The following is a 19177-nucleotide window of genomic DNA, read 5'->3' on the forward strand; positions in this document are numbered from 1 at the left end:
TGCGCGCCCCTGAGAGTTCCACTCCGACGGGAGCTAATCCGTGAAAGACTTACTTAAGTTTCTGAAAGCGCAAACTAAAACCGAAGAGTTTGATGCGATCAAAATTGCGCTGGCTTCGCCAGACATGATCCGTTCCTGGTCTTTCGGTGAAGTGAAAAAGCCGGAAACCATTAACTACCGTACCTTCAAGCCAGAGCGTGATGGTCTTTTCTGCGCCCGTATTTTCGGACCGGTAAAAGATTACGAGTGCCTGTGCGGTAAGTACAAGCGCCTGAAACACCGCGGCGTGATCTGTGAGAAGTGCGGCGTCGAAGTGACCCAGACCAAAGTGCGTCGTGAGCGCATGGGCCACATCGAACTGGCTTCTCCGACCGCGCACATCTGGTTCCTGAAGTCGCTGCCGTCCCGTATCGGCCTGCTGCTGGATATGCCGCTGCGCGATATCGAACGCGTGCTCTATTTCGAATCTTACGTTGTTGTCGAAGGTGGCATGACCAACCTCGAAAAACGTCAGATTCTGACCGAAGAGCAGTACCTTGACGCGCTGGAAGAGTTCGGTGACGAATTCGACGCGAAAATGGGTGCCGAAGCGATCCAGGCTCTGCTGAAAAATATGGATCTGGAGCAAGAGTGCGAGCAGCTGCGTGAAGAGCTGAACGAAACCAACTCCGAGACCAAGCGTAAGAAGCTGACCAAGCGCATCAAGCTGCTGGAAGCGTTCGTACAGTCCGGCAACAAGCCGGAGTGGATGATCCTGACTGTGCTGCCGGTGCTGCCGCCGGATCTGCGCCCGCTGGTTCCGCTGGACGGCGGTCGTTTCGCTACGTCGGATTTGAACGATCTGTATCGTCGCGTTATCAACCGTAACAACCGTCTGAAGCGTCTGCTGGATCTGGCTGCGCCGGACATCATCGTACGCAACGAAAAACGTATGCTGCAGGAAGCGGTCGACGCCCTGCTGGATAACGGTCGTCGCGGTCGTGCGATCACCGGTTCTAACAAGCGTCCGCTGAAATCTTTGGCCGATATGATCAAAGGTAAGCAGGGTCGTTTCCGTCAGAACCTGCTCGGTAAGCGCGTTGACTACTCCGGTCGTTCTGTTATCACCGTAGGTCCATACCTGCGTCTGCATCAGTGCGGCCTGCCGAAGAAAATGGCGCTGGAGCTGTTCAAACCCTTTATCTACGGCAAGCTGGAGCTGCGTGGCCTGGCCACCACCATCAAAGCCGCGAAGAAAATGGTTGAGCGCGAAGAAGCGGTTGTCTGGGATATCCTGGATGAAGTTATCCGCGAGCACCCGGTTCTGCTGAACCGTGCGCCGACGCTGCACCGTCTGGGTATCCAGGCGTTTGAACCGGTTCTGATCGAAGGTAAAGCGATCCAGCTGCACCCGCTGGTGTGTGCGGCCTATAACGCCGACTTCGATGGTGACCAGATGGCTGTTCACGTACCGCTGACGCTGGAAGCCCAGCTGGAAGCGCGTGCGCTGATGATGTCTACCAACAACATTCTGTCTCCGGCGAACGGCGAACCAATCATCGTTCCGTCTCAGGACGTTGTACTGGGTCTGTACTATATGACCCGTGACTGTGTTAACGCCAAAGGCGAAGGCATGGTGCTGACCGGCCCGAAAGAAGCCGAGCGTGTTTATCGCGCTGGCCTCGCATCGCTGCACGCTCGCGTTAAGGTTCGTATTACCGAACACGAGAAAAACGAGCAGGATGAGTGGGTTGCTAAAACCAGCATCATTGACACCACTATCGGCCGCGCCATCCTGTGGATGATCGTGCCAAAAGGTCTGCCGTTCTCCATCGTTAACCAGGCGCTGGGCAAAAAAGCTATCTCCAAAATGCTGAACACCTGTTACCGCATTTTGGGCCTGAAGCCGACCGTTATCTTTGCTGACCAGACCATGTACACCGGTTTCGCTTACGCAGCCCGTTCAGGCGCGTCTGTCGGCATCGACGACATGGTTATCCCAGAGAAGAAAGTGGAAATCATCACCGAAGCGGAAGCGGAAGTGGCTGAGATCCAGGAGCAGTTCCAGTCTGGTCTGGTTACCGCGGGCGAGCGTTACAACAAAGTCATCGATATCTGGGCTGCGGCGAACGAGCGCGTAGCGAAGGCGATGATGGAAAACCTCTCAACTGAAACCGTGATTAACCGTGACGGCGAAGAAGAGAAACAGGTTTCCTTTAACAGCATCTTTATGATGGCCGACTCTGGTGCGCGTGGTTCTGCGGCACAGATTCGTCAGCTGGCCGGTATGCGTGGTCTGATGGCGAAGCCGGATGGCTCCATCATCGAGACGCCGATTACGGCGAACTTCCGTGAAGGTCTGAACGTACTCCAGTACTTCATCTCGACCCACGGTGCGCGTAAAGGTCTGGCGGATACCGCACTGAAAACGGCGAACTCCGGTTATCTGACGCGTCGTCTGGTTGACGTTGCGCAGGATCTGGTCGTAACTGAAGATGACTGCGGCACCTTCGAAGGCATCATGATGACGCCGGTTATCGAAGGCGGCGACGTTAAAGAACCGCTGCGCGAGCGCGTGCTTGGCCGTGTGACGGCTGAAGATGTGCTGAAGCCGGGCACCGCTGACATCCTGGTTCCGCGTAATACGCTGCTGGATGAGCACTGGTGTGATGTGGTTGAACAGAACTCGGTCGACACCATCAAAGTTCGCTCTGTTGTAAGCTGTGAAACCGATTTTGGTGTGTGCGCCCACTGCTACGGTCGCGACCTGGCGCGTGGTCACATCATCAACAAAGGTGAAGCGATCGGTGTTATCGCGGCACAGTCCATCGGTGAGCCGGGTACACAGCTGACCATGCGTACGTTCCACATCGGTGGTGCGGCATCGCGTGCGGCAGCAGAATCCAGCATTCAGGTGAAGAACAAAGGTACTATCAAACTGACCAACGCTAAGTCGGTAACCAACTCCGCTGGCAAACTGGTTATTACTTCACGTAACGTCGAACTGAAAATGATCGATGAGTTTGGCCGTACTAAAGAGAGCTATAAAGTCCCTTACGGCGCGATCATGGCGAAAGGCGACGGCGAGCAGGTTGCAGCGGGCGAAACCGTAGCAAACTGGGATCCGCACACCATGCCGGTTATCACCGAAGTAAGCGGCTACATTCGCTTTACTGACATGATTGATGGTCAGACCATCACGCGTCAGACTGACGAACTGACTGGTCTCTCTTCGCTGGTGGTTCTGGATACCGCTGAGCGTACTTCAGGCGGTAAAGACCTGCGTCCGGCGCTGAAAATCGTCGATGAGCAGGGCGAAGATGTTCTGATTCCGGGCACCGACATGCCGGCTCAGTACTTCCTGCCGGGCAAAGCGATCGTTCAGCTGGAAGACGGTAAGAAAATCAGCTCTGGTGACACCCTGGCGCGTGTGCCTCAGGAATCTGGCGGTACCAAGGATATTACCGGTGGTCTGCCGCGCGTTGCGGATCTGTTCGAAGCGCGTCGTCCGAAAGAGCCAGCAATCCTGGCGGAGATCAGCGGCATCATCTCCTTCGGTAAAGAGACCAAAGGTAAACGTCGTCTGGTGATCACGCCGGTTGATGGCAGCGAGCCTTACGAAGAGATGATTCCGAAATGGCGTCAGCTCAACGTGTTTGAAGGTGAGCGCGTAGAACGTGGTGACGTGGTTTCCGACGGTCCGGAATCTCCGCACGACATTCTGCGTCTGCGTGGCGTCCATGCTGTGACCCGTTACATCACTAACGAAGTGCAGGAAGTTTACCGCCTGCAGGGCGTTAAGATTAACGATAAGCACATCGAAGTCATCGTTCGCCAGATGCTGCGTAAAGCAACCATCATGAGCGCGGGAAGCACTGACTTCCTGGAAGGTGAGCAGGCAGAAGTCTCTCGCATCAAGATCTCTAACCGCGATCTGGAAGCGAACGGCAAAATCGGCGCAACCTACATGCGCGATCTGCTGGGTATCACCAAAGCGTCGCTGGCAACCGAATCGTTCATCTCGGCAGCCTCGTTCCAGGAGACGACTCGTGTCCTGACCGAAGCCGCTGTTGCAGGCAAGCGCGACGAACTGCGCGGTCTGAAAGAGAACGTTATCGTGGGTCGTCTGATCCCGGCCGGTACCGGTTACGCTTACCATCAGGATCGTATGCGTCGCCGTCAGGCGGGCGAAGCGCCGGTTGCTCCGCAGGTTACTGCGGATGAAGCCTCTGCAAGCCTGGCTGAACTGTTGAACGCCGGTCTCGGCGGTAGCGATAACGACTAACCGTTCTTCGCTTAATAAAAACCCTGCTTCGGCAGGGTTTTTTTATGGGCGCAAAAGAGGGGTCGGACGAATTAGGGGCAGCCAGATTGCAGTCGTCCTGAGAGGCAGTGACGTCAGGGCAATAAAAGCGCCTGAAATTTTTACGCAGCAGCAGGGGCGAACAGCACCTCGAAGCTGTGCATTGGGCCCAGTTCAATAAGTTGAAAAGAGAGCAAACCGGCTTCGACCATAGGAAGATGCGCGACAGCCTGCTGCAGTTCGTCACGGGACGGGGTTTCGTAAATCACGCTGATAATCAATGGGTTGGGAGAGAAGTAGATCTCCCGCAGCGTGCCAGCTTTATAGTCATTCCATACCGCCTGCATCTCTGCGACCGCATAAGGTTTAAACTCCGCCGGTTCGCGCCCGGCGACGGGTGTGAGTAAAACTAAAAATTTCATATGATGATCTCCTTTAAGAAGCTCAACGTTATCAGCCGAAACCAGGCGCTTGTAGGCTGCGGCGCAGCAAGGAGATATTGACCTGATGGCAACACCGATCTTTTCATCCAGCCTCACGCAGCTACTCTGGTTCGCGCGTATCGTTGAAGCAGGATCATTCGCCGAAGCTGCACGCCGCGCCGGCACCACTACGTCGGCCGTATCCAAAGCGTTGAGCCGGTTCGAGAGCCAGCATGGCGTACGTCTTCTGCACCGAACGACGCATGCCCTGTCGCTGACCGGGGAAGGCGAGAGAATGCTGATGCTGGCACGCGGACTGCTTGAAGAGGTCAACCAGGTAGAGAATGCCCTTAGCGGCATTGAAAACGAGGGCGCTGCGGGCCGGGTGCGCATCTCGGTTCCGTCCTCTTTTGGACGCGTCTGTATCATGCCTGCGCTACCAGCCTTTCTTGCTGATCATCCTGAAATCTCACTGGAGATGCATTTCAGCGACGCGATGGTGGATTTAGCCAGTGGCGGCTTTGACTTTGTGATTCGTTCCGGCGCGCTGGAAGCCTGGCCAGGCCATTCTGCCCGCAAGCTGTTTAGCTTTCCCTGGGTCGCCTGCGCAACGCCAGATTATCTCAGGCAACACGGCGAGCCCTGCACGCCTTTCGACCTCAGCACGCACTCCCAGATCGGTTTCTGGAATCTCAATAAAGGACGAGCGGACGCCTGGCGTTTTAATTCGCCCGAAGATGGCAAAGCGGTGCGCTGGGAACCCGACTCACGCTATTTTTTTGACGACGGGCAGGCGGCATGGCAGATGGTACGCGCTGGCTGCGGCATTGGCTGGGCACCTTCCTGGCTTGGCGCGTCTGATTTTGCCAGCGGCGCCGTGGTCGAAATATTAAAAGCGTGGCGCACCGAGAGAGTAAATATGTGGGTGCTGCGTCTTGAGCGCCGGCTGACACCCAGACGCACGCAAACGGTCATCGATTTTTTAACCGCGCTTCTCGCGCCTTATGAGTCTTTGGTTTAGCTACCTTCGTTCATGCTCAATATCACCGCGCGTAAGGCCAATATCTTTTAGCTGCGCATCGCTCAGCTGTAACAGGATCAGGCGAGTCTTACGCTGCTGGTGGAGCGCTCTCAGGCTGCGCACAATGGCGCGCACCAGCGACCAGGGCGTAACCGAGAAAGGTTTTGCCGCACAGTTTTCTTCGTATCCCATTTTCCTTTCCTCATCAGGTGAACTGAGGAATAGTGTCTTCCTGAGGACGAAAAGGATACAGACGCAAAATTCAATTTTATTTAACATACAGATTGCCGCAAGCGACATCTGAATGGTAAAAAAATGACGTATCTGTACTGTTTTTTACCTCTTTCCTTTGAAGGGAGCCGGACATGACGCGTTATCAGCAGCTGGCGATGCATCTGGCGCAGCGTATTGAGCAGGGGCTTTACCGCAGCGGCGAGAAGCTGCCGTCAGTGCGCAGTCTGAGTCTTGAGCATGGCGTTAGCATCAGCACCGTGCAGCAGGCGTATCATGTGCTGGAGGAGAAGCAGCTGATTACGCCGCAGCCGCGCTCCGGCTATTTTGTTTCGACGCGTAAGGCCGCGCCGCCGGTACCGGCGCTGACGCGTCCGGTGCAGCGTCCGGTAGAGATCACGCAGTGGGAATCGGTGCTGGATCTGCTCGAGAGTCGCCTGGAAAGGGACATGCTCCAGCTGGGTAGCGGCATGCCGAATCTCTCTCAGCCCACCCTTAAACCCTTGTGGAAAATCCTCAGTCGTCAGGCGCAGCGGCAGGAAACGCAGCTTCTCAGCTACGACAATCTTTACGGCGTAACCAGCCTGCGCGAACAGGTAGCGCGCCTGGCGATCGACAGCGGCTGCCAGCTGTCGGCTGACGATATCGTCATTACCACCGGCTGCCATGAGGCGCTGTCGGTTTCGATTCGTGCGATATGCGAGCCAGGCGATATTATCGCGGTAGAGTCGCCATCGTTTCACGGCATCATGCAGACTCTGCGCGGCTTCGGCATTCGGGCGATTGAAATCCCAACCGATTCGGTCACCGGCATTAGTCTGGAGGCGCTTGAACTGGCGTTTGAGCAGTGGCCAATCAAAGCGGTCATGGTCGTGCCTAACTGCAATAATCCGCTGGGCTTTATTATGCCGGAAGCGCGTAAGCGCGCGCTGTTGACGCTGGCGCAGCGTTTTGACGTGGCGGTCATTGAGGATGATGTCTACGGCGAGCTGGCCTGGGAGTATCCGCGGCCCGCCACGCTGAAATCGCTGGACGTAGACGGCCGGGTACTGCTGTGCAGCTCTTTTTCGAAAACGGTCGCGCCCGGCCTGCGCACCGGTTGGGTTGCGCCGGGACGATATCGCGATCGCGTGCTGCATATGAAATATATCGCTACGGGTTCGAGCAATACCCTGGCGCAGCATGCGATGGCGGAGTTTATTCGTCAGGGTTACTATCAGCCGCACCTGCGGCGTATGCGTCAGTTTTATCAGCGCAACTACGACAGCTTTAGCTGCTGGGTGCGCCACTATTTTCCATGCGGCATCTGCGTTTCTCGTCCGCAGGGCGGCTTTATGATGTGGGTCGAACTGCCGGAAGCCTTTGATGCCGTACGGCTTAACCGCGAGCTGCGCGATTCTCATATCCAGATAGCAGTCGGATCGCTTTTTTCTGCGTCGGGTAAATACCGCAACTGTTTGCGGTTGAGCTTTGCGGTAACGCTGGACGATCGCGTCGAACAGGCGCTGGCAAAAGTAGGTGAGGCCGTCGAGCGCGCGATAGCCGCCTGCGCGGGCGAAGATTCGCCACACTCCTTGCAGCATGAGATCCTCCTGACTAAGTAGCAGAGGGCAGGGCCAGAGAGGGTGAGGGGAGGTCCGGCCCTGGCCAGGCAACATTGCCCGGCGACAGCCACTGTAGCGAAACAGAAAAACGGCGCGAGAGAGAAAGAATATCGCTGCGCGCCCTCTTCCAGCTTTTTTACTGCTGTTGCAGAAACCAGGCGTCTTTTGCGAGACGCATTCAGGTTTAAGCCTCTGGCTGCGGTTCCGCCAGCGTCAGCAACCTCTGCGTTGCGGCGCGCCAGTCTGGCGCCTGCGTAATGGCGCTGACGACGGCAATACTGCCGACGCCGGTCGCCAGCACCGCCGGCGCACGCGCAATGCTGATGCCGCCAATCGCCACGGTAGAAACGCCTTTAAGCCGCGCGATGTGCCGCTGCAGTTCAGACAGCCCTTGCGGCTCGGACGGCATCGCCTTGGTCTGGGTCGGAAAGATATGCCCCAGCGCGATATAGGAAGGACGTATCGCCAGCGCGCGATCCAGCTCGGCGTCATCGTGGGTCGAAACGCCCAGCCGCAGTCCCGCTTCACGAATGGCGTTCAGGTTAGCGACGTCCAGATCTTCCTGACCAAGATGCACGCCATAGGCGTGATGTTTAATCGCCAGCCGCCAGTAGTCATTGATAAACAGACGCGCCTGATACCGCTTGCCGAGCGCAATCGCCTCCGCGATCGCGGGCTCTACCGCCTCATCCTGTTGATCTTTGATGCGCAGCTGGATCGTGCGCACCCCAGCCTCCAGCAGTCGCGCAATCCACTCGACGCTGTCTACCACCGGATAAAGGCCTAAGCGCGGGGCCGTGGCGGGAAAAGGGGCGTTCATAGTTTCTCCTCGTTCAGCGCATCGGCTGAGTGATAAAGTTCGCCGCCGCGGCGGCGAAAGGTTTCCGACATCCGCTGCATGCCAATTTCGATTGGCTGCGCCTCGTTTTCCTGCTTTGCCGCGTAGTCGCGCACTTCCTGGCTGATTTTCATCGAGCAGAATTTCGGCCCGCACATCGAGCAGAAGTGGGCTACTTTGCCCGATTCCTGCGGCAGGGTTTCGTCGTGATAGGCGCGTGCGGTATGAGGATCGAGCGCCAGATTGAACTGATCCTCCCAGCGGAATTCAAAACGCGCTTTAGACATGGCGTTATCACGGATCTGCGCGCCGGGGTGGCCCTTCGCCAGATCCGCAGCATGGGCGGCGATCTTATAGGTGATAAGGCCCTGCTTGACGTCCTCTTTATTCGGCAGGCCAAGATGCTCTTTGGGGGTGACATAGCAGAGCATCGCGCAGCCGAACCAGCCGATCATGGCGGCCCCGATGCCGGAGGTAAAGTGATCGTAGCCGGGCGCGATATCAGTAGTCAGCGGGCCAAGCGTATAGAAAGGCGCTTCGTGGCAGTGTTCCAGCTGCTCGGTCATATTGCGGCGGATCATCTGCATAGGAATATGGCCGGGGCCCTCGATCATCACCTGGACGTCATATTCCCAGGCGATCTTTGTCAGCTCGCCCAGCGTATGCAGTTCCGCAAACTGCGCCTCGTCGTTGGCATCCTGAATCGAGCCGGGACGCAGGCCATCGCCAAGCGACAGTGAAACGTCGTAGGCGGCGCAGATTTCGCAAATCTCGCGAAAGTGTTCGTAAAGGAAGCTTTCGCGGTGATGCGACAGGCACCATTTTGCCATAATCGACCCGCCGCGCGAGACTATGCCAGTCAGCCGCTTTGCCGTCATCGGCACATAGCGCAGCAGTACGCCGGCGTGGATGGTGAAGTAGTCGACGCCTTGTTCCGCCTGCTCCAGCAGGGTGTCACGAAACACCTCCCAGTCGAGGTTTTCGGCGACGCCGTTTACCTTCTCCAGCGCCTGATAAATCGGCACCGTCCCGATGGGCACCGGGCTGTTGCGCAGGATCCACTCGCGCGTTTCATGGATATAGCGACCCGTCGAGAGATCCATAACGGTATCGGCGCCCCAGCGCGTCGACCAGACCAGTTTCTCTACCTCCTCCTCAATAGAGGAAGTCACTGCCGAGTTGCCGATGTTAGCGTTGACCTTCACCAGAAAGTTGCGGCCGATAATCATCGGCTCCGATTCAGGATGGTTGATGTTCGCGGGAATAATGGCGCGGCCGGCAGCCACTTCCTGGCGCACAAACTCAGGGGTGATGTTTTCCGGCAGCTGCGCACCGAAGCTATGGCCATTGTGCTGCTGTCGCAGCACGTCGCTGACAATGCGCTCGCGGCCCATGTTCTCGCGCAGCGCGATAAACTCCATTTCCGGCGTGATAATGCCCTGACGCGCGTAGTGGAGCTGGGTGACGCGACGTCCCGCTTTCGCACGCCGGGGCTGCGGCAGCTGATCGAAACGCAAATGATCGAGCCCGTCGTCTGCCAGACGCTGCTGCGTATAGCGCGAGCTGGTGTGCTTCAGCGTTTCGCTATCGTCGCGCGCGGCAATCCAGTCGGCGCGCAGCTTCGCCAGGCCGCGCTGGACGTCGATAACGGCATCGGGATCGCCATAGGGGCCAGCGGTATCGTAAACCGGCACCGCCTCATTCTCTTCATAGCGCGGCTGGTGTTTATCGCCGCCGAGCAGCGTTGGACTGAGCTGGATTTCCCGCATCGGCACGCGAATATCGTCCCGGCTGCCCTGGATCCAGATACGTTTCGAGTTGGGAAAGGCGACGCCGCCCTGAAGCGCATTGATAAACGCCTGCGCCTGAGCACGCTGTTCACGACGGGTGGTTTTGGTCATAGACATAGCAATTTTCCTGTTGAAAGGGGAACGTTGCTTGTCCGGAGTTCGGAAGGAGTAACAGAAACGGCAGGCAAAAAACGCCAGCGTACTGATGATGTTTACTCTTGTTCCCTTCGCAGGTTCTAACCTGATCAGGTTCCGCGGATCCCGAATTAACGGTCTCAGCCCTTGCGGGCACTCCGACAAGATAGGTAAACGATTTTCTGGCGGTTACGCTTGCCCTTTTACACAGGGCGACGCGCACCACGGCAGAAATCTCGTTTACGTTGGCTACATAACAAACAGTGAGTAGCTCAAAAACAAAAACGGGTTTTCGACGTTATCGTCGAAAACCCATTCAGCATAAAAGGGCTTTTACAGAATAACAAGAACTTTACAACTGATTGAATTTAAGCCGGACGCGACAGCTGGCTGCTGTCATTCGCTACCGGTGCGCGTACCAGTCTGTTGTCCCAGGCAAGCTGGATCAGCTTATCTTCCAGCGTGAAGCGCGCTTCAAGCACTTCGCCTACTTCTGACAGCGCCAGCTGAAAATCGACGCAGTTGTCATCGTCAATCGACTGCTGCAGATGGCCATCATAGAGCTGCATCAAACGTTCGGTATTGGCTTCCAGCGGGGGATAAACCTGCGCGGCGGCAATCATCGGGCTGTCGCCTTCCATCTCATTGATGATGCGCTCATACATGCTGAAGTGACCGGCGGAAAGATAGTCAACCAGGCCGTGACAAAAGTTGTCGAGCGCCTGCTCGTCTAAAGTCGTTAGCGCTTCTTTGTTAGGCTTCAGCCCAACCAGGTGGTAATAAGAAACCAATAGCTGGCGACGGGCGTCCAGCCACGAATCTACCAGTTCGTTACTGCCACCTACGCGCTCGGTCAGGACATTTAACTGGTTAAGCATTTCTGACTCCATGTAAATAAAATCCCTCTACCGTTGATGCTTCGGCTGGCGCCAGGCCGCCTGCAAGCTGAACGATTTAGGGTATAGTTGTTTGTCTACACACTTAACATCAGGACTTCAGCGTATCAATTTCGACGCTAAGGATGACGATTATATGCAACGTGAGATCTCAAGCGTAGACGCTGGATGGTGGATTGTCAGCCATGAACAGAAACTTTGGTTGCCGCAGGGCGATCTGCCACACGGCAGCGCCGCTACGTTTAAGCTGACAGGAAGCAAGGCGCAGCCTGTCGGCGAGTGGCAAGGCGAAACGGTATGGCTGATATGTGAAAATCGCGATCGCGATATGTTTTCAGTACGCCAGCTGATCGATGAAGAGGCGGGACTGTTTCAGCTTGCCGGGCGCGCCGTACAACTGGCGGAGTTTTACCGCTCCCATCCCTTCTGCGGCTACTGCGGCCACGAAATGCATCTGAGCCGACATGAAAACGCCTGCCTGTGCGGACACTGCCGTGAACGTTACTATCCGCAAATCGCGCCCTGCATTATTGTCGCCATCCGGCGCGGCGAAGAGATATTGCTGGCGAACCATGCGCGTCATCGCAACAGCATCTACACCGTGTTGGCGGGATTTGTCGAAGTGGGCGAGACGCTGGAGCAGGCGGTCGCGCGCGAGGTGATGGAGGAGAGCAATGTCCGCGTCAGGAATCTGCGCTACGTGACCTCGCAGCCCTGGCCGTTCCCTCATTCGCTGATGATGGCGTTTATGGCGGACTATGACGGTGGCGAACTGCAAATCGACAATAAAGAGCTGCTGGACGCCGGCTGGTATCGCTATGACGCGCTGCCGATGTTGCCGCCGCCGGGCACCGTGGCGCGCCGGCTGATTGAAGATACTGTCGCCATCTGCCGCGGCGAACTCTAAGAAGTGTTACACTACGCGCCTGAAATTGAGAGAGTCCTGAAATGAGTGAACTGAAGAACGATCGTTATCTGCGCGCCCTTTTACGTCAGCCGGTTGATATCACGCCGGTATGGATGATGCGACAAGCCGGACGTTATTTGCCGGAATACAAAGCGACGCGCGCCGTAGCCGGCGATTTTATGTCGCTGTGCAAGAACGCCGAGCTGGCGTGTGAAGTGACCCTGCAGCCGCTGCGCCGCTATCCGCTTGATGCGGCGATCCTCTTCAGCGATATCCTGACGATCCCCGATGCGATGGGCCTTGGACTTTACTTCGAAACCGGCGAAGGCCCGCGTTTCTCCAGTCCGATTACCTGCCGCGCCGATGTCGACAAACTGCCGGTGCCCGATCCTGAGCAGGAACTCGGCTATGTGATGAACGCGGTACGCACCATTCGCAAAAACCTCAACGGCGAAGTGCCGCTGATCGGCTTTTCCGGCAGCCCCTGGACGCTGGCGACCTATATGGTGGAAGGGGGCAGCAGCAAGGCCTTTACCAAAATCAAGAAAATGATGTACGCCGATCCCGCTACGCTGCATGCGATGCTCGATAAGCTGGCGGACAGCGTCATTCTCTATCTCAACGCGCAGATCCGCGCGGGCGCGCAGTCGGTAATGGTGTTCGACACCTGGGGCGGCGTGCTGACGGGCCGCGACTATCTGGAGTTCTCGCTCTACTACATGCATAAAATCGTCGACAGCGTGCTGCATGAGAACGAAGGCCGCCGCGTGCCGATTACGCTGTTTACCAAAGGCGGCGGACAGTGGCTGGAAGCGATGGCCGCGACCGGCTGCGATGCGCTCGGTCTCGACTGGACCACCGATATCGGCGAGGCGCGTCGCCGCGTAGGCGACAAAGTCGCGCTGCAGGGCAACATGGATCCGTCTATGCTTTATGCGCCAGCTGCGCGTATTGAGCAGGAAGTCGCGGGCATTCTCGAGGGCTTCGGCGCGGGCAGCGGTCACGTCTTCAACCTGGGACATGGCATTCATCAGGATGTGCCGCCAGAGCATGCAGGCGTGTTTGTTGAGGCGGTACACCGTCTCTCAGGCCAATATCATCAGGAGTAAATATGGACATTGCTGCACTGCGCGCGGAGCAGCTTCAGCGCGCTGCAGAGGTGGTGCGGCAGGATGATTTCGACGTCCTGCCTCCGCGTTTTATCGGCGGCGCCGATGTCGGATTCGAACAGGAAGGGGCGGTGACTCGCGCCGCCCTGGTTATCCTCGAATATCCCTCTCTGAAGCTGGTGGAGCATCGTGTGGCGCGTATCGCCACTACCATGCCCTATATTCCCGGCTTTCTCTCCTTCCGCGAATATCCTGCGCTGCTGGCGGCGTGGGAAACCCTTGAACGCAAACCGGATCTGCTGTTCGTCGACGGACATGGCATCTCACACCCGCGTCGTCTCGGCGTTGCCTCACATTTTGGCTTAATGGTGGACGTGCCGACCATCGGCGTGGCGAAAAAGCGCCTGTGTGGCCGTTTTGCCGAGCTGGGGGCCGAGCCTGGCTCGCGTCAGCCGCTGATAGACAAGGGCGAACAGATCGGCTGGGTATGGCGCAGCAAAGCGCGCTGCAATCCGCTTTTCGTGGCGACCGGACACCGCGTCAGCCTGGACAGCGCGCTGCAGTGGGTGGAAAACTGCATGGGCGGTTATCGCCTGCCGGAACCGACGCGCTGGGCCGATGCCGTCGCGTCTAACCGCACCGCTTTTCAGCGCTGGCAAAACGCGCTTTAACGCTGTGCGCGCGGCGCTTTTGCGGTACACTGCCGCCAGCTAAACGATGAAGAGCCCTGTTCATGTTACAAAACCCCGTTCACCTGCGTCTGGCGAAGCTGGAAAGCTGGCAGCATCTGACGTTTATGGCTTGCCTGTGCGAGCGTATGTTCCCCAATTACTGGGCATTCTGCCAGCAGACGGAATTTGCCGATCCCGCGCTTTATCGCCGTCTTCTCGATCTCATCTGGGAAAGCCTGACGGTCAAAGACGCCAAAATTAATTTCGACAGCCAGCTGGAAAAGCTTGAAGCCGCGATTCCCGATGGCGATGCGTTTGAAGTGTACGGGGTTTATCCGGCCATCGACGCCTGCGTGGCATTAAGCGAAGCGCTGCACGCTATGCTGAGCGGCGAAACCCTCGAGCATGCGATTGAAGTCAGCAAAACGTCCATCACCACCGTTGCGATGCTGGAAATGACCCAGGCCGGACGCGAAATGAGCGACGAAGAGCTGCGCGAAAACCCTGCCGTCATCGATGAATGGGACCTGCAATGGGAGATTTTCCGCCTGCTTGCCGACTGCGAAGAGCGAGACCTTGAATTGATCAAAGGATTGCGTTCGGACCTGCGGGAGGCGGGAATCAGCAACATCGGTATAAATTTTCAGCAGTAAGGCGGGAAAACGTGACTTCAGGCCTGAATTAGCGAGCCTGGAGGCTTCACATCGGCCCCCTCTCTGGTCTACATTTGGGGGGCTGAAAATTGTGGCTATCGGTGCGTGCAGGCTGAAGAGTGCCAGAATATGGCTTTTCCCTCGCACTCGTTGCTTAGCAAGCGATAAATACACTTTAAGGATAACTTATGAACAAGACTCAACTGATTGATGTGATCGCGGAAAAAGCGGACCTGTCAAAAACCCAGGCTAAAGCGGCTCTGGAATCTACTCTGGCTGCGATCACTGAGTCTCTGAAAGAAGGCGATGCTGTACAACTGGTTGGTTTTGGTACTTTTAAAGTGAACCACCGCGCTGAGCGTACCGGTCGTAACCCGCAAACTGGCAAAGAGATTAAAATCGCTGCGGCAAACGTACCGGCATTCGTGTCTGGTAAAGCGCTGAAAGACTCTGTTAAATAAGACGTCGCACTGCGGTCAGAATTTTAAAGAAGGGGCGAATTCGCCCCTTTTGTATTAGGGGCCAGTTATGCCGAACCTGCGTTCGTCCTCCTGTTTCGCCCTGCTTTCTCTTCTTTTGCTTTCCGGGTGCAGTTCAACACCCGAAACGCCTCCCTTTACCGCCAGCGGCTATCTTGCCGATCGCGGCGCGGTGCGCATCTGGCGCAAAAACAGCGGCCATCTCACCATCCATCTGCGTACCCTCTACACGCCTTTTAACGGCGATACGACGGAAACCACGGATTATCTGTGGCAAGAGCAGAAGCTGGTCAGCGTGGCGCGCCACACCAGCGGCAAACAACCGAATGATGTCACGCTGCGTTTCGATCAGGACGGCAGCCTGAGCTTTATGCAACGGCAGCTGGCCGATCGGCGCGAAGCGGTCGATACCGATACGGTAGAACTCTATAAGTTTGACGCGCAGCGTATGCTGGCGCAGAGCAATGCGCTGCTCAACGGCCACATAATCCTGAAGCAGGGGCAGTGGCTGGGCGCGAAGCAGATTGTTACCTGCGACGGCGAGCGGGTGTCGCCATCCTTTGACGATTATGCGCTACAGATGCTGGTTCGACAGCAGCAGCGCAGCAGCGCGCCGTTGCTGGTCTCCTGGCTCGAGGCGCCGGAAGGGACGCAGCTGCTGCGCGCGGCGCCGGGAGAAAGCTGCGATTCGCAGCCGAAAGAAGAGGACTTTTAGGTTAAAGAAAAGGGCACGTAGCGTGCCCTTTTGCTTACTTGCGGTTAATGGCGCGATAGCCAATATCGCGGCGGCAGAAGCTGCCGTTCCAGGAGATGGGCTGAGCCAGCTCATAGGCGCGCTTTTGCGCCGCCGCCACGTCGTCGCCCAGCGCGGTGACGCAGAGCACGCGGCCGCCGTTAGTCAGCACCAGATCGTTATCCAGACGCGTACCGGCATGGAAGACTTTGCCATCTTCTACTTCTTCCAGCGGCAGGCCGTGGATCTGCTCACCGTTAACGTAGTCGCCAGGGTAGCCGCCAGCGGCCAGCACCACGCCCAGCGCCGGACGCGGATCCCACTCTGAATGCTTCTGATCCAGCGTGCCGTCGCAGGCCGCCAGGCAGAGTTCAACCAGATCCGACTGCAGGCGCAGCATGATTGGCTGCGTTTCCGGATCGCCGAAGCGGCAGTTAAATTCAATTACCTTCGGCTGACCTGACTGGTCGATCATCAGTCCGGCATAGAGGAAACCGGTATAGACGTTGCCTTCCGCCGCCATGCCGCGTACCGTCGGCCAGATTACCTGATCCATGACGCGCTGGTGGATCTCGTCGGTTACCACCGGCGCAGGAGAGTAGGCGCCCATGCCACCGGTGTTCGGGCCGGTGTCGCCGTCGCCGACGCGTTTATGATCCTGGCTGGTGGCCATCGGCAGGACGTTCTCGCCATCGACCATAACAATAAAGCTGGCTTCTTCGCCGTCCAGAAACTCTTCAATCACAATACGATGACCTGCATCGCCAAAGGCGTTGCCGGCCAGCATATCTTTGACTGCGGCTTCCGCCTCTTCCAGCGTCATGGCGACGATTACGCCTTTACCGGCAGCCAGGCCGTCAGCTTTGATAACGATAGGCGCGCCTTTCTCACGCAGATACGCCAGCGCCACTTCGACATCGGTAAAGTTGCGATATTCCGCGGTCGGAATATGGTGGCGGGCCAGAAAGTCTTTGGTAAAGGCTTTAGAACCTTCCAGCTGCGCGGCATTTTTAGTTGGTCCGAAAATTTTCAGACCCGCCGCGCGGAACGCGTCCACTACGCCAATAACCAGCGGCGCTTCCGGCCCCACGATAGTCAAATCGATCGCCTCGCGCTGAGCAAACGCCAGCAGGGCAGGGATATCGGTAGGGCTGATATCGACATTCTGCAGCGCTGGCTCCAGGGCAGTACCGGCATTGCCGGGCGCGACGAAGACCGTTTCCGCCAGCGGCGACTGCGCCGCTTTCCAGGCCAGCGCGTGCTCACGACCGCCGTTGCCAATCACTAAAATTTTCATATTGCTCTCCGAAGAATTAATGGCGGAAGTGGCGCATGTCCGTGAAGATCATGGCGATGCCATGCTCGTCTGCCGCAGCGATAACCTCATCGTCACGAATAGAGCCGCCCGGCTGGATAACGCAGGTGACGCCGACGGCAGCGGCCGCATCGATACCGTCGCGGAACGGGAAGAACGCATCTGAGGCCATCGCCGAGCCCTTCACTTCCAGCCCTTCGTCAGCGGCCTTGATGCCAGCGATTTTAGCGGAGTAAACACGGCTCATCTGGCCAGCGCCGATGCCGACAGTCATATTGTCACGCGCATAAACGATAGCGTTGGATTTTACAAACTTCGCGACCTTCCAGCAGAAGAGGGCGTCGCGCAGCTCTTGCTCGCTCGGCTGACGTTTGCTCACGACGCGCAGCTGGCTCGCTTCCACCATGCCGAGATCGCGGTCCTGTACCAGCAGACCACCGGTTACGCGTTTAAAATCGAGACCGGCGACGCGTTCCTGCCACTGGCCGCAGACCAGCACGCGAACGTTCTGCTTCGCTGCCGTGACTTTTAAAGCCGCTTCGCTGGCGGAAGGCGCGATAATGACTTCGACAAACTGACGGCTGATGATCGCCTGCGCGGTGGCTTCGTCCAGCTCGCGGTTAAAGGCGATAATGCCGCCGAAGGCAGAAGTCGGATCGGTTTTATAGGCGCGCTCGTAAGCGTCGAGGATCGATGCGCCAACGGCGACGCCGCAGGGATTGGCATGCTTGACGATGACGCAGGCCGCTTCGCTGAACGCCTTCACGCACTCCAGCGCTGCGTCGGTATCGGCGATGTTATTGTAAGAGAGCGCCTTGCCCTGAACCTGCTGTGCGGTCGCCACTGAGGCTTCCTGCACGTTCTCTTCTATATAGAAGGCAGCGTCCTGATGGCTGTTCTCCCCATAACGCATATCCTGCTTCTTAATGAAGTTCAGGTTCAGCGTGCGCGGGAAGCGCCCGGCAGGCCGATCGCGTTCGCCATGATAGGCGGGAACCCGCGAACCGAAGTAGTTGGCGATCATGCTGTCGTAGGCGGCCGTATGCTCAAACGCTTTGATAGCCAGGTCGAAACGCGTTTCCAGCGTCAGAGAATTTTCGTTGGCGTCCATCTCGGCAACGATAGCGTCGTAGTCGCTGCTCTTGACCACAATGGCGACGTCTTTATGGTTCTTCGCCGCCGAGCGCACCATGGTTGGGCCGCCGATGTCGATATTCTCGACCGCATCTTCCAGCGTACAGCCTTCGCGAGCGACGGTTTGAGCGAAGGGATAAAGATTAACGACCACCATATCGATAGGCTCAATGGCGTGCTGCGCCATAATCGCGTCATCCTGGCCGCGGCGTCCCAGAATGCCGCCATGCACTTTCGGGTGCAGCGTTTTAACGCGTCCATCCATCATTTCCGGGAAACCGGTGTAGTCAGACACTTCAGTGACCGCAAGACCCGCATCGGCCAGCAGGCGAGCGGTTCCGCCTGTAGAGAGCAGTTCGACGCCGCGGCTGGAGAGCGCCTGAGCAAATTCAAGGATGCCCGCTTTGTCTGAGACACTCAGCAGAGCGCGGCGTACAGGACGACGTTGTTGCATGGTGGTTTTATCCCTTGGCTTTGTTTCGCGTAAATAAGAGCGTTACATCAAGCTTAGCGATCTTCTTATTAATAAAAAGAGGCGAAACTTCAGGTAACGCCCCGAAAAGGGGCATCCGTGACGTCGCCGGGCATTGTAGCGAAAACGTTTGCGTGCTGCTCGCAAAAATTCGTCTGGAGATGCATTGTGGATAACTTTGTGGGTAATCGCGTATAAGGCGGCCTTTTGCTGTGGAATGCAGCGAACGGTCATTTTTGTGCAATTTAGCTGTTGCGCTCTCTGAACGACTCCCTATAATGCGCCTCCATCGACACGGCACAACGGCTTACGGAATGCGGTGTTGAGGTGATGAAAATCACCGTCGGTTAAAGCGAAAATAAAGGCTTGACTGACACGGAGGAAAGCGTAATATACGCCACCTCGCAGCAGCAGGCTCGGCCGCTGACTGCACCGCTCTTTAACAATTTATCAGACAATCTGTGTGGGCACTCGCAGGACAGATA

At 57.1% G+C, this 19177-nt stretch carries 16 protein-coding genes and 1 riboswitch; of the genes, 9 read left to right on the top strand and 7 right to left on the bottom strand.

Annotated elements, in window-relative coordinates:
* Positions 1-40: 40 nt before the first annotated feature.
* Positions 41-4264 carry a DNA-directed RNA polymerase subunit beta' gene (rpoC, locus tag MHZ89_RS21715; protein ID WP_120458433.1) on the top strand — a complete coding sequence of 1408 codons (4224 nt, stop codon included), beginning with the start codon at positions 41-43 and terminating at the stop codon, positions 4262-4264.
* A 140-nt stretch (positions 4265-4404) separates the two neighbouring features.
* On the opposite strand, the gene MHZ89_RS21720 is transcribed toward rpoC, so the two are convergent.
* Positions 4405-4704: a hypothetical protein gene (locus tag MHZ89_RS21720; protein WP_311784582.1), complete on the bottom strand. Its 300-nt coding sequence runs from the start codon at positions 4702-4704 to the stop codon at positions 4405-4407.
* An 85-nt stretch (positions 4705-4789) separates the two neighbouring features.
* Between MHZ89_RS21720 and MHZ89_RS21725 the strand changes: the two genes are divergently transcribed.
* Positions 4790-5725, top strand: a complete 936-nt coding sequence (locus MHZ89_RS21725) for a LysR family transcriptional regulator (RefSeq protein WP_311784583.1) — start codon at positions 4790-4792, stop codon at positions 5723-5725.
* On the opposite strand, the gene MHZ89_RS21730 is transcribed toward MHZ89_RS21725, so the two are convergent.
* Complete coding sequence (locus MHZ89_RS21730; RefSeq protein WP_120458436.1) at positions 5726-5917, bottom strand: DUF1127 domain-containing protein; 192 nt, start codon at positions 5915-5917, stop codon at positions 5726-5728.
* Between the two features lie 173 nt (positions 5918-6090).
* Here MHZ89_RS21730 and MHZ89_RS21735 point away from each other — a divergent pair, with 173 nt between their 5' ends.
* The gene (locus MHZ89_RS21735; RefSeq protein ID WP_311784584.1) at positions 6091-7560 is read left to right on the top strand and encodes a PLP-dependent aminotransferase family protein; all 1470 of its coding nucleotides are present in this window, start codon (positions 6091-6093) and stop codon (positions 7558-7560) included.
* 184 nt (positions 7561-7744) lie between these two features.
* Here the strand turns inward: MHZ89_RS21735 and thiE are convergent, their stop codons facing one another.
* The 3 genes from thiE to rsd form a co-directional block, all read right to left on the bottom strand.
* Positions 7745-8380 (bottom strand): thiamine phosphate synthase, encoded by a 636-nt coding sequence (thiE, locus tag MHZ89_RS21740; RefSeq protein WP_311784585.1) that lies wholly within the window; start codon positions 8378-8380, stop codon positions 7745-7747.
* On the bottom strand, positions 8377-10305 hold the full coding sequence (gene thiC / locus MHZ89_RS21745; RefSeq protein ID WP_311784586.1) for a phosphomethylpyrimidine synthase ThiC: 1929 nt from the start codon (positions 10303-10305) through the stop codon (positions 8377-8379). The genes thiE and thiC overlap by 4 nt, the downstream gene beginning before the upstream one ends.
* A gap of 88 nt (positions 10306-10393) precedes the next feature.
* A riboswitch (TPP riboswitch) is annotated at positions 10394-10494 on the bottom strand.
* Between the two features lie 197 nt (positions 10495-10691).
* The gene (gene rsd, locus MHZ89_RS21750) at positions 10692-11201 is read right to left on the bottom strand and encodes a sigma D regulator (RefSeq protein ID WP_311784587.1); all 510 of its coding nucleotides are present in this window, start codon (positions 11199-11201) and stop codon (positions 10692-10694) included.
* 154 nt (positions 11202-11355) lie between these two features.
* On the opposite strand from rsd, the gene nudC reads away from it, so the two are divergent.
* The 6 genes from nudC to MHZ89_RS21780 all read left to right on the top strand — a co-directional run bounded on the left by nudC (position 11356) and on the right by MHZ89_RS21780 (position 15753).
* Positions 11356-12126 (top strand): NAD(+) diphosphatase, encoded by a 771-nt coding sequence (nudC, locus tag MHZ89_RS21755; protein WP_311784588.1) that lies wholly within the window; start codon positions 11356-11358, stop codon positions 12124-12126.
* 41 nt (positions 12127-12167) lie between these two features.
* Entirely contained in the window at positions 12168-13235 is a 1068-nt protein-coding gene (gene hemE / locus MHZ89_RS21760; protein ID WP_311784589.1) for a uroporphyrinogen decarboxylase, read from the top strand.
* A gap of 2 nt (positions 13236-13237) precedes the next feature.
* Positions 13238-13906 carry a deoxyribonuclease V gene (gene nfi, locus MHZ89_RS21765; protein ID WP_311784590.1) on the top strand — a complete coding sequence of 223 codons (669 nt, stop codon included), beginning with the start codon at positions 13238-13240 and terminating at the stop codon, positions 13904-13906.
* 62 nt (positions 13907-13968) lie between these two features.
* Positions 13969-14559, top strand: coding sequence for a YjaG family protein (locus MHZ89_RS21770; protein WP_120458444.1), 591 nt, complete (start codon positions 13969-13971; stop codon positions 14557-14559).
* A 188-nt stretch (positions 14560-14747) separates the two neighbouring features.
* Positions 14748-15020, top strand: a complete 273-nt coding sequence (gene hupA / locus MHZ89_RS21775) for a nucleoid-associated protein HU-alpha (RefSeq protein ID WP_033755847.1) — start codon at positions 14748-14750, stop codon at positions 15018-15020.
* A gap of 67 nt (positions 15021-15087) precedes the next feature.
* Positions 15088-15753, top strand: coding sequence for a DUF1481 domain-containing protein (locus MHZ89_RS21780; protein WP_311784591.1), 666 nt, complete (start codon positions 15088-15090; stop codon positions 15751-15753).
* A 34-nt stretch (positions 15754-15787) separates the two neighbouring features.
* Here MHZ89_RS21780 and purD read toward each other — a convergent pair whose 3' ends face one another.
* Positions 15788-17068, bottom strand: a complete 1281-nt coding sequence (gene purD / locus MHZ89_RS21785; protein ID WP_311784592.1) for a phosphoribosylamine--glycine ligase — start codon at positions 17066-17068, stop codon at positions 15788-15790.
* A gap of 16 nt (positions 17069-17084) precedes the next feature.
* On the bottom strand, positions 17085-18674 hold the full coding sequence (gene purH / locus MHZ89_RS21790; RefSeq protein ID WP_311784593.1) for a bifunctional phosphoribosylaminoimidazolecarboxamide formyltransferase/IMP cyclohydrolase: 1590 nt from the start codon (positions 18672-18674) through the stop codon (positions 17085-17087).
* Positions 18675-19177 lie beyond the last annotated feature (503 nt).

It is taken from the genome of Pantoea sp. ACRSB (assembly GCF_022346905.1).
GTDB classification, from domain to species: domain Bacteria; phylum Pseudomonadota; class Gammaproteobacteria; order Enterobacterales; family Enterobacteriaceae; genus Pantoea; species Pantoea piersonii.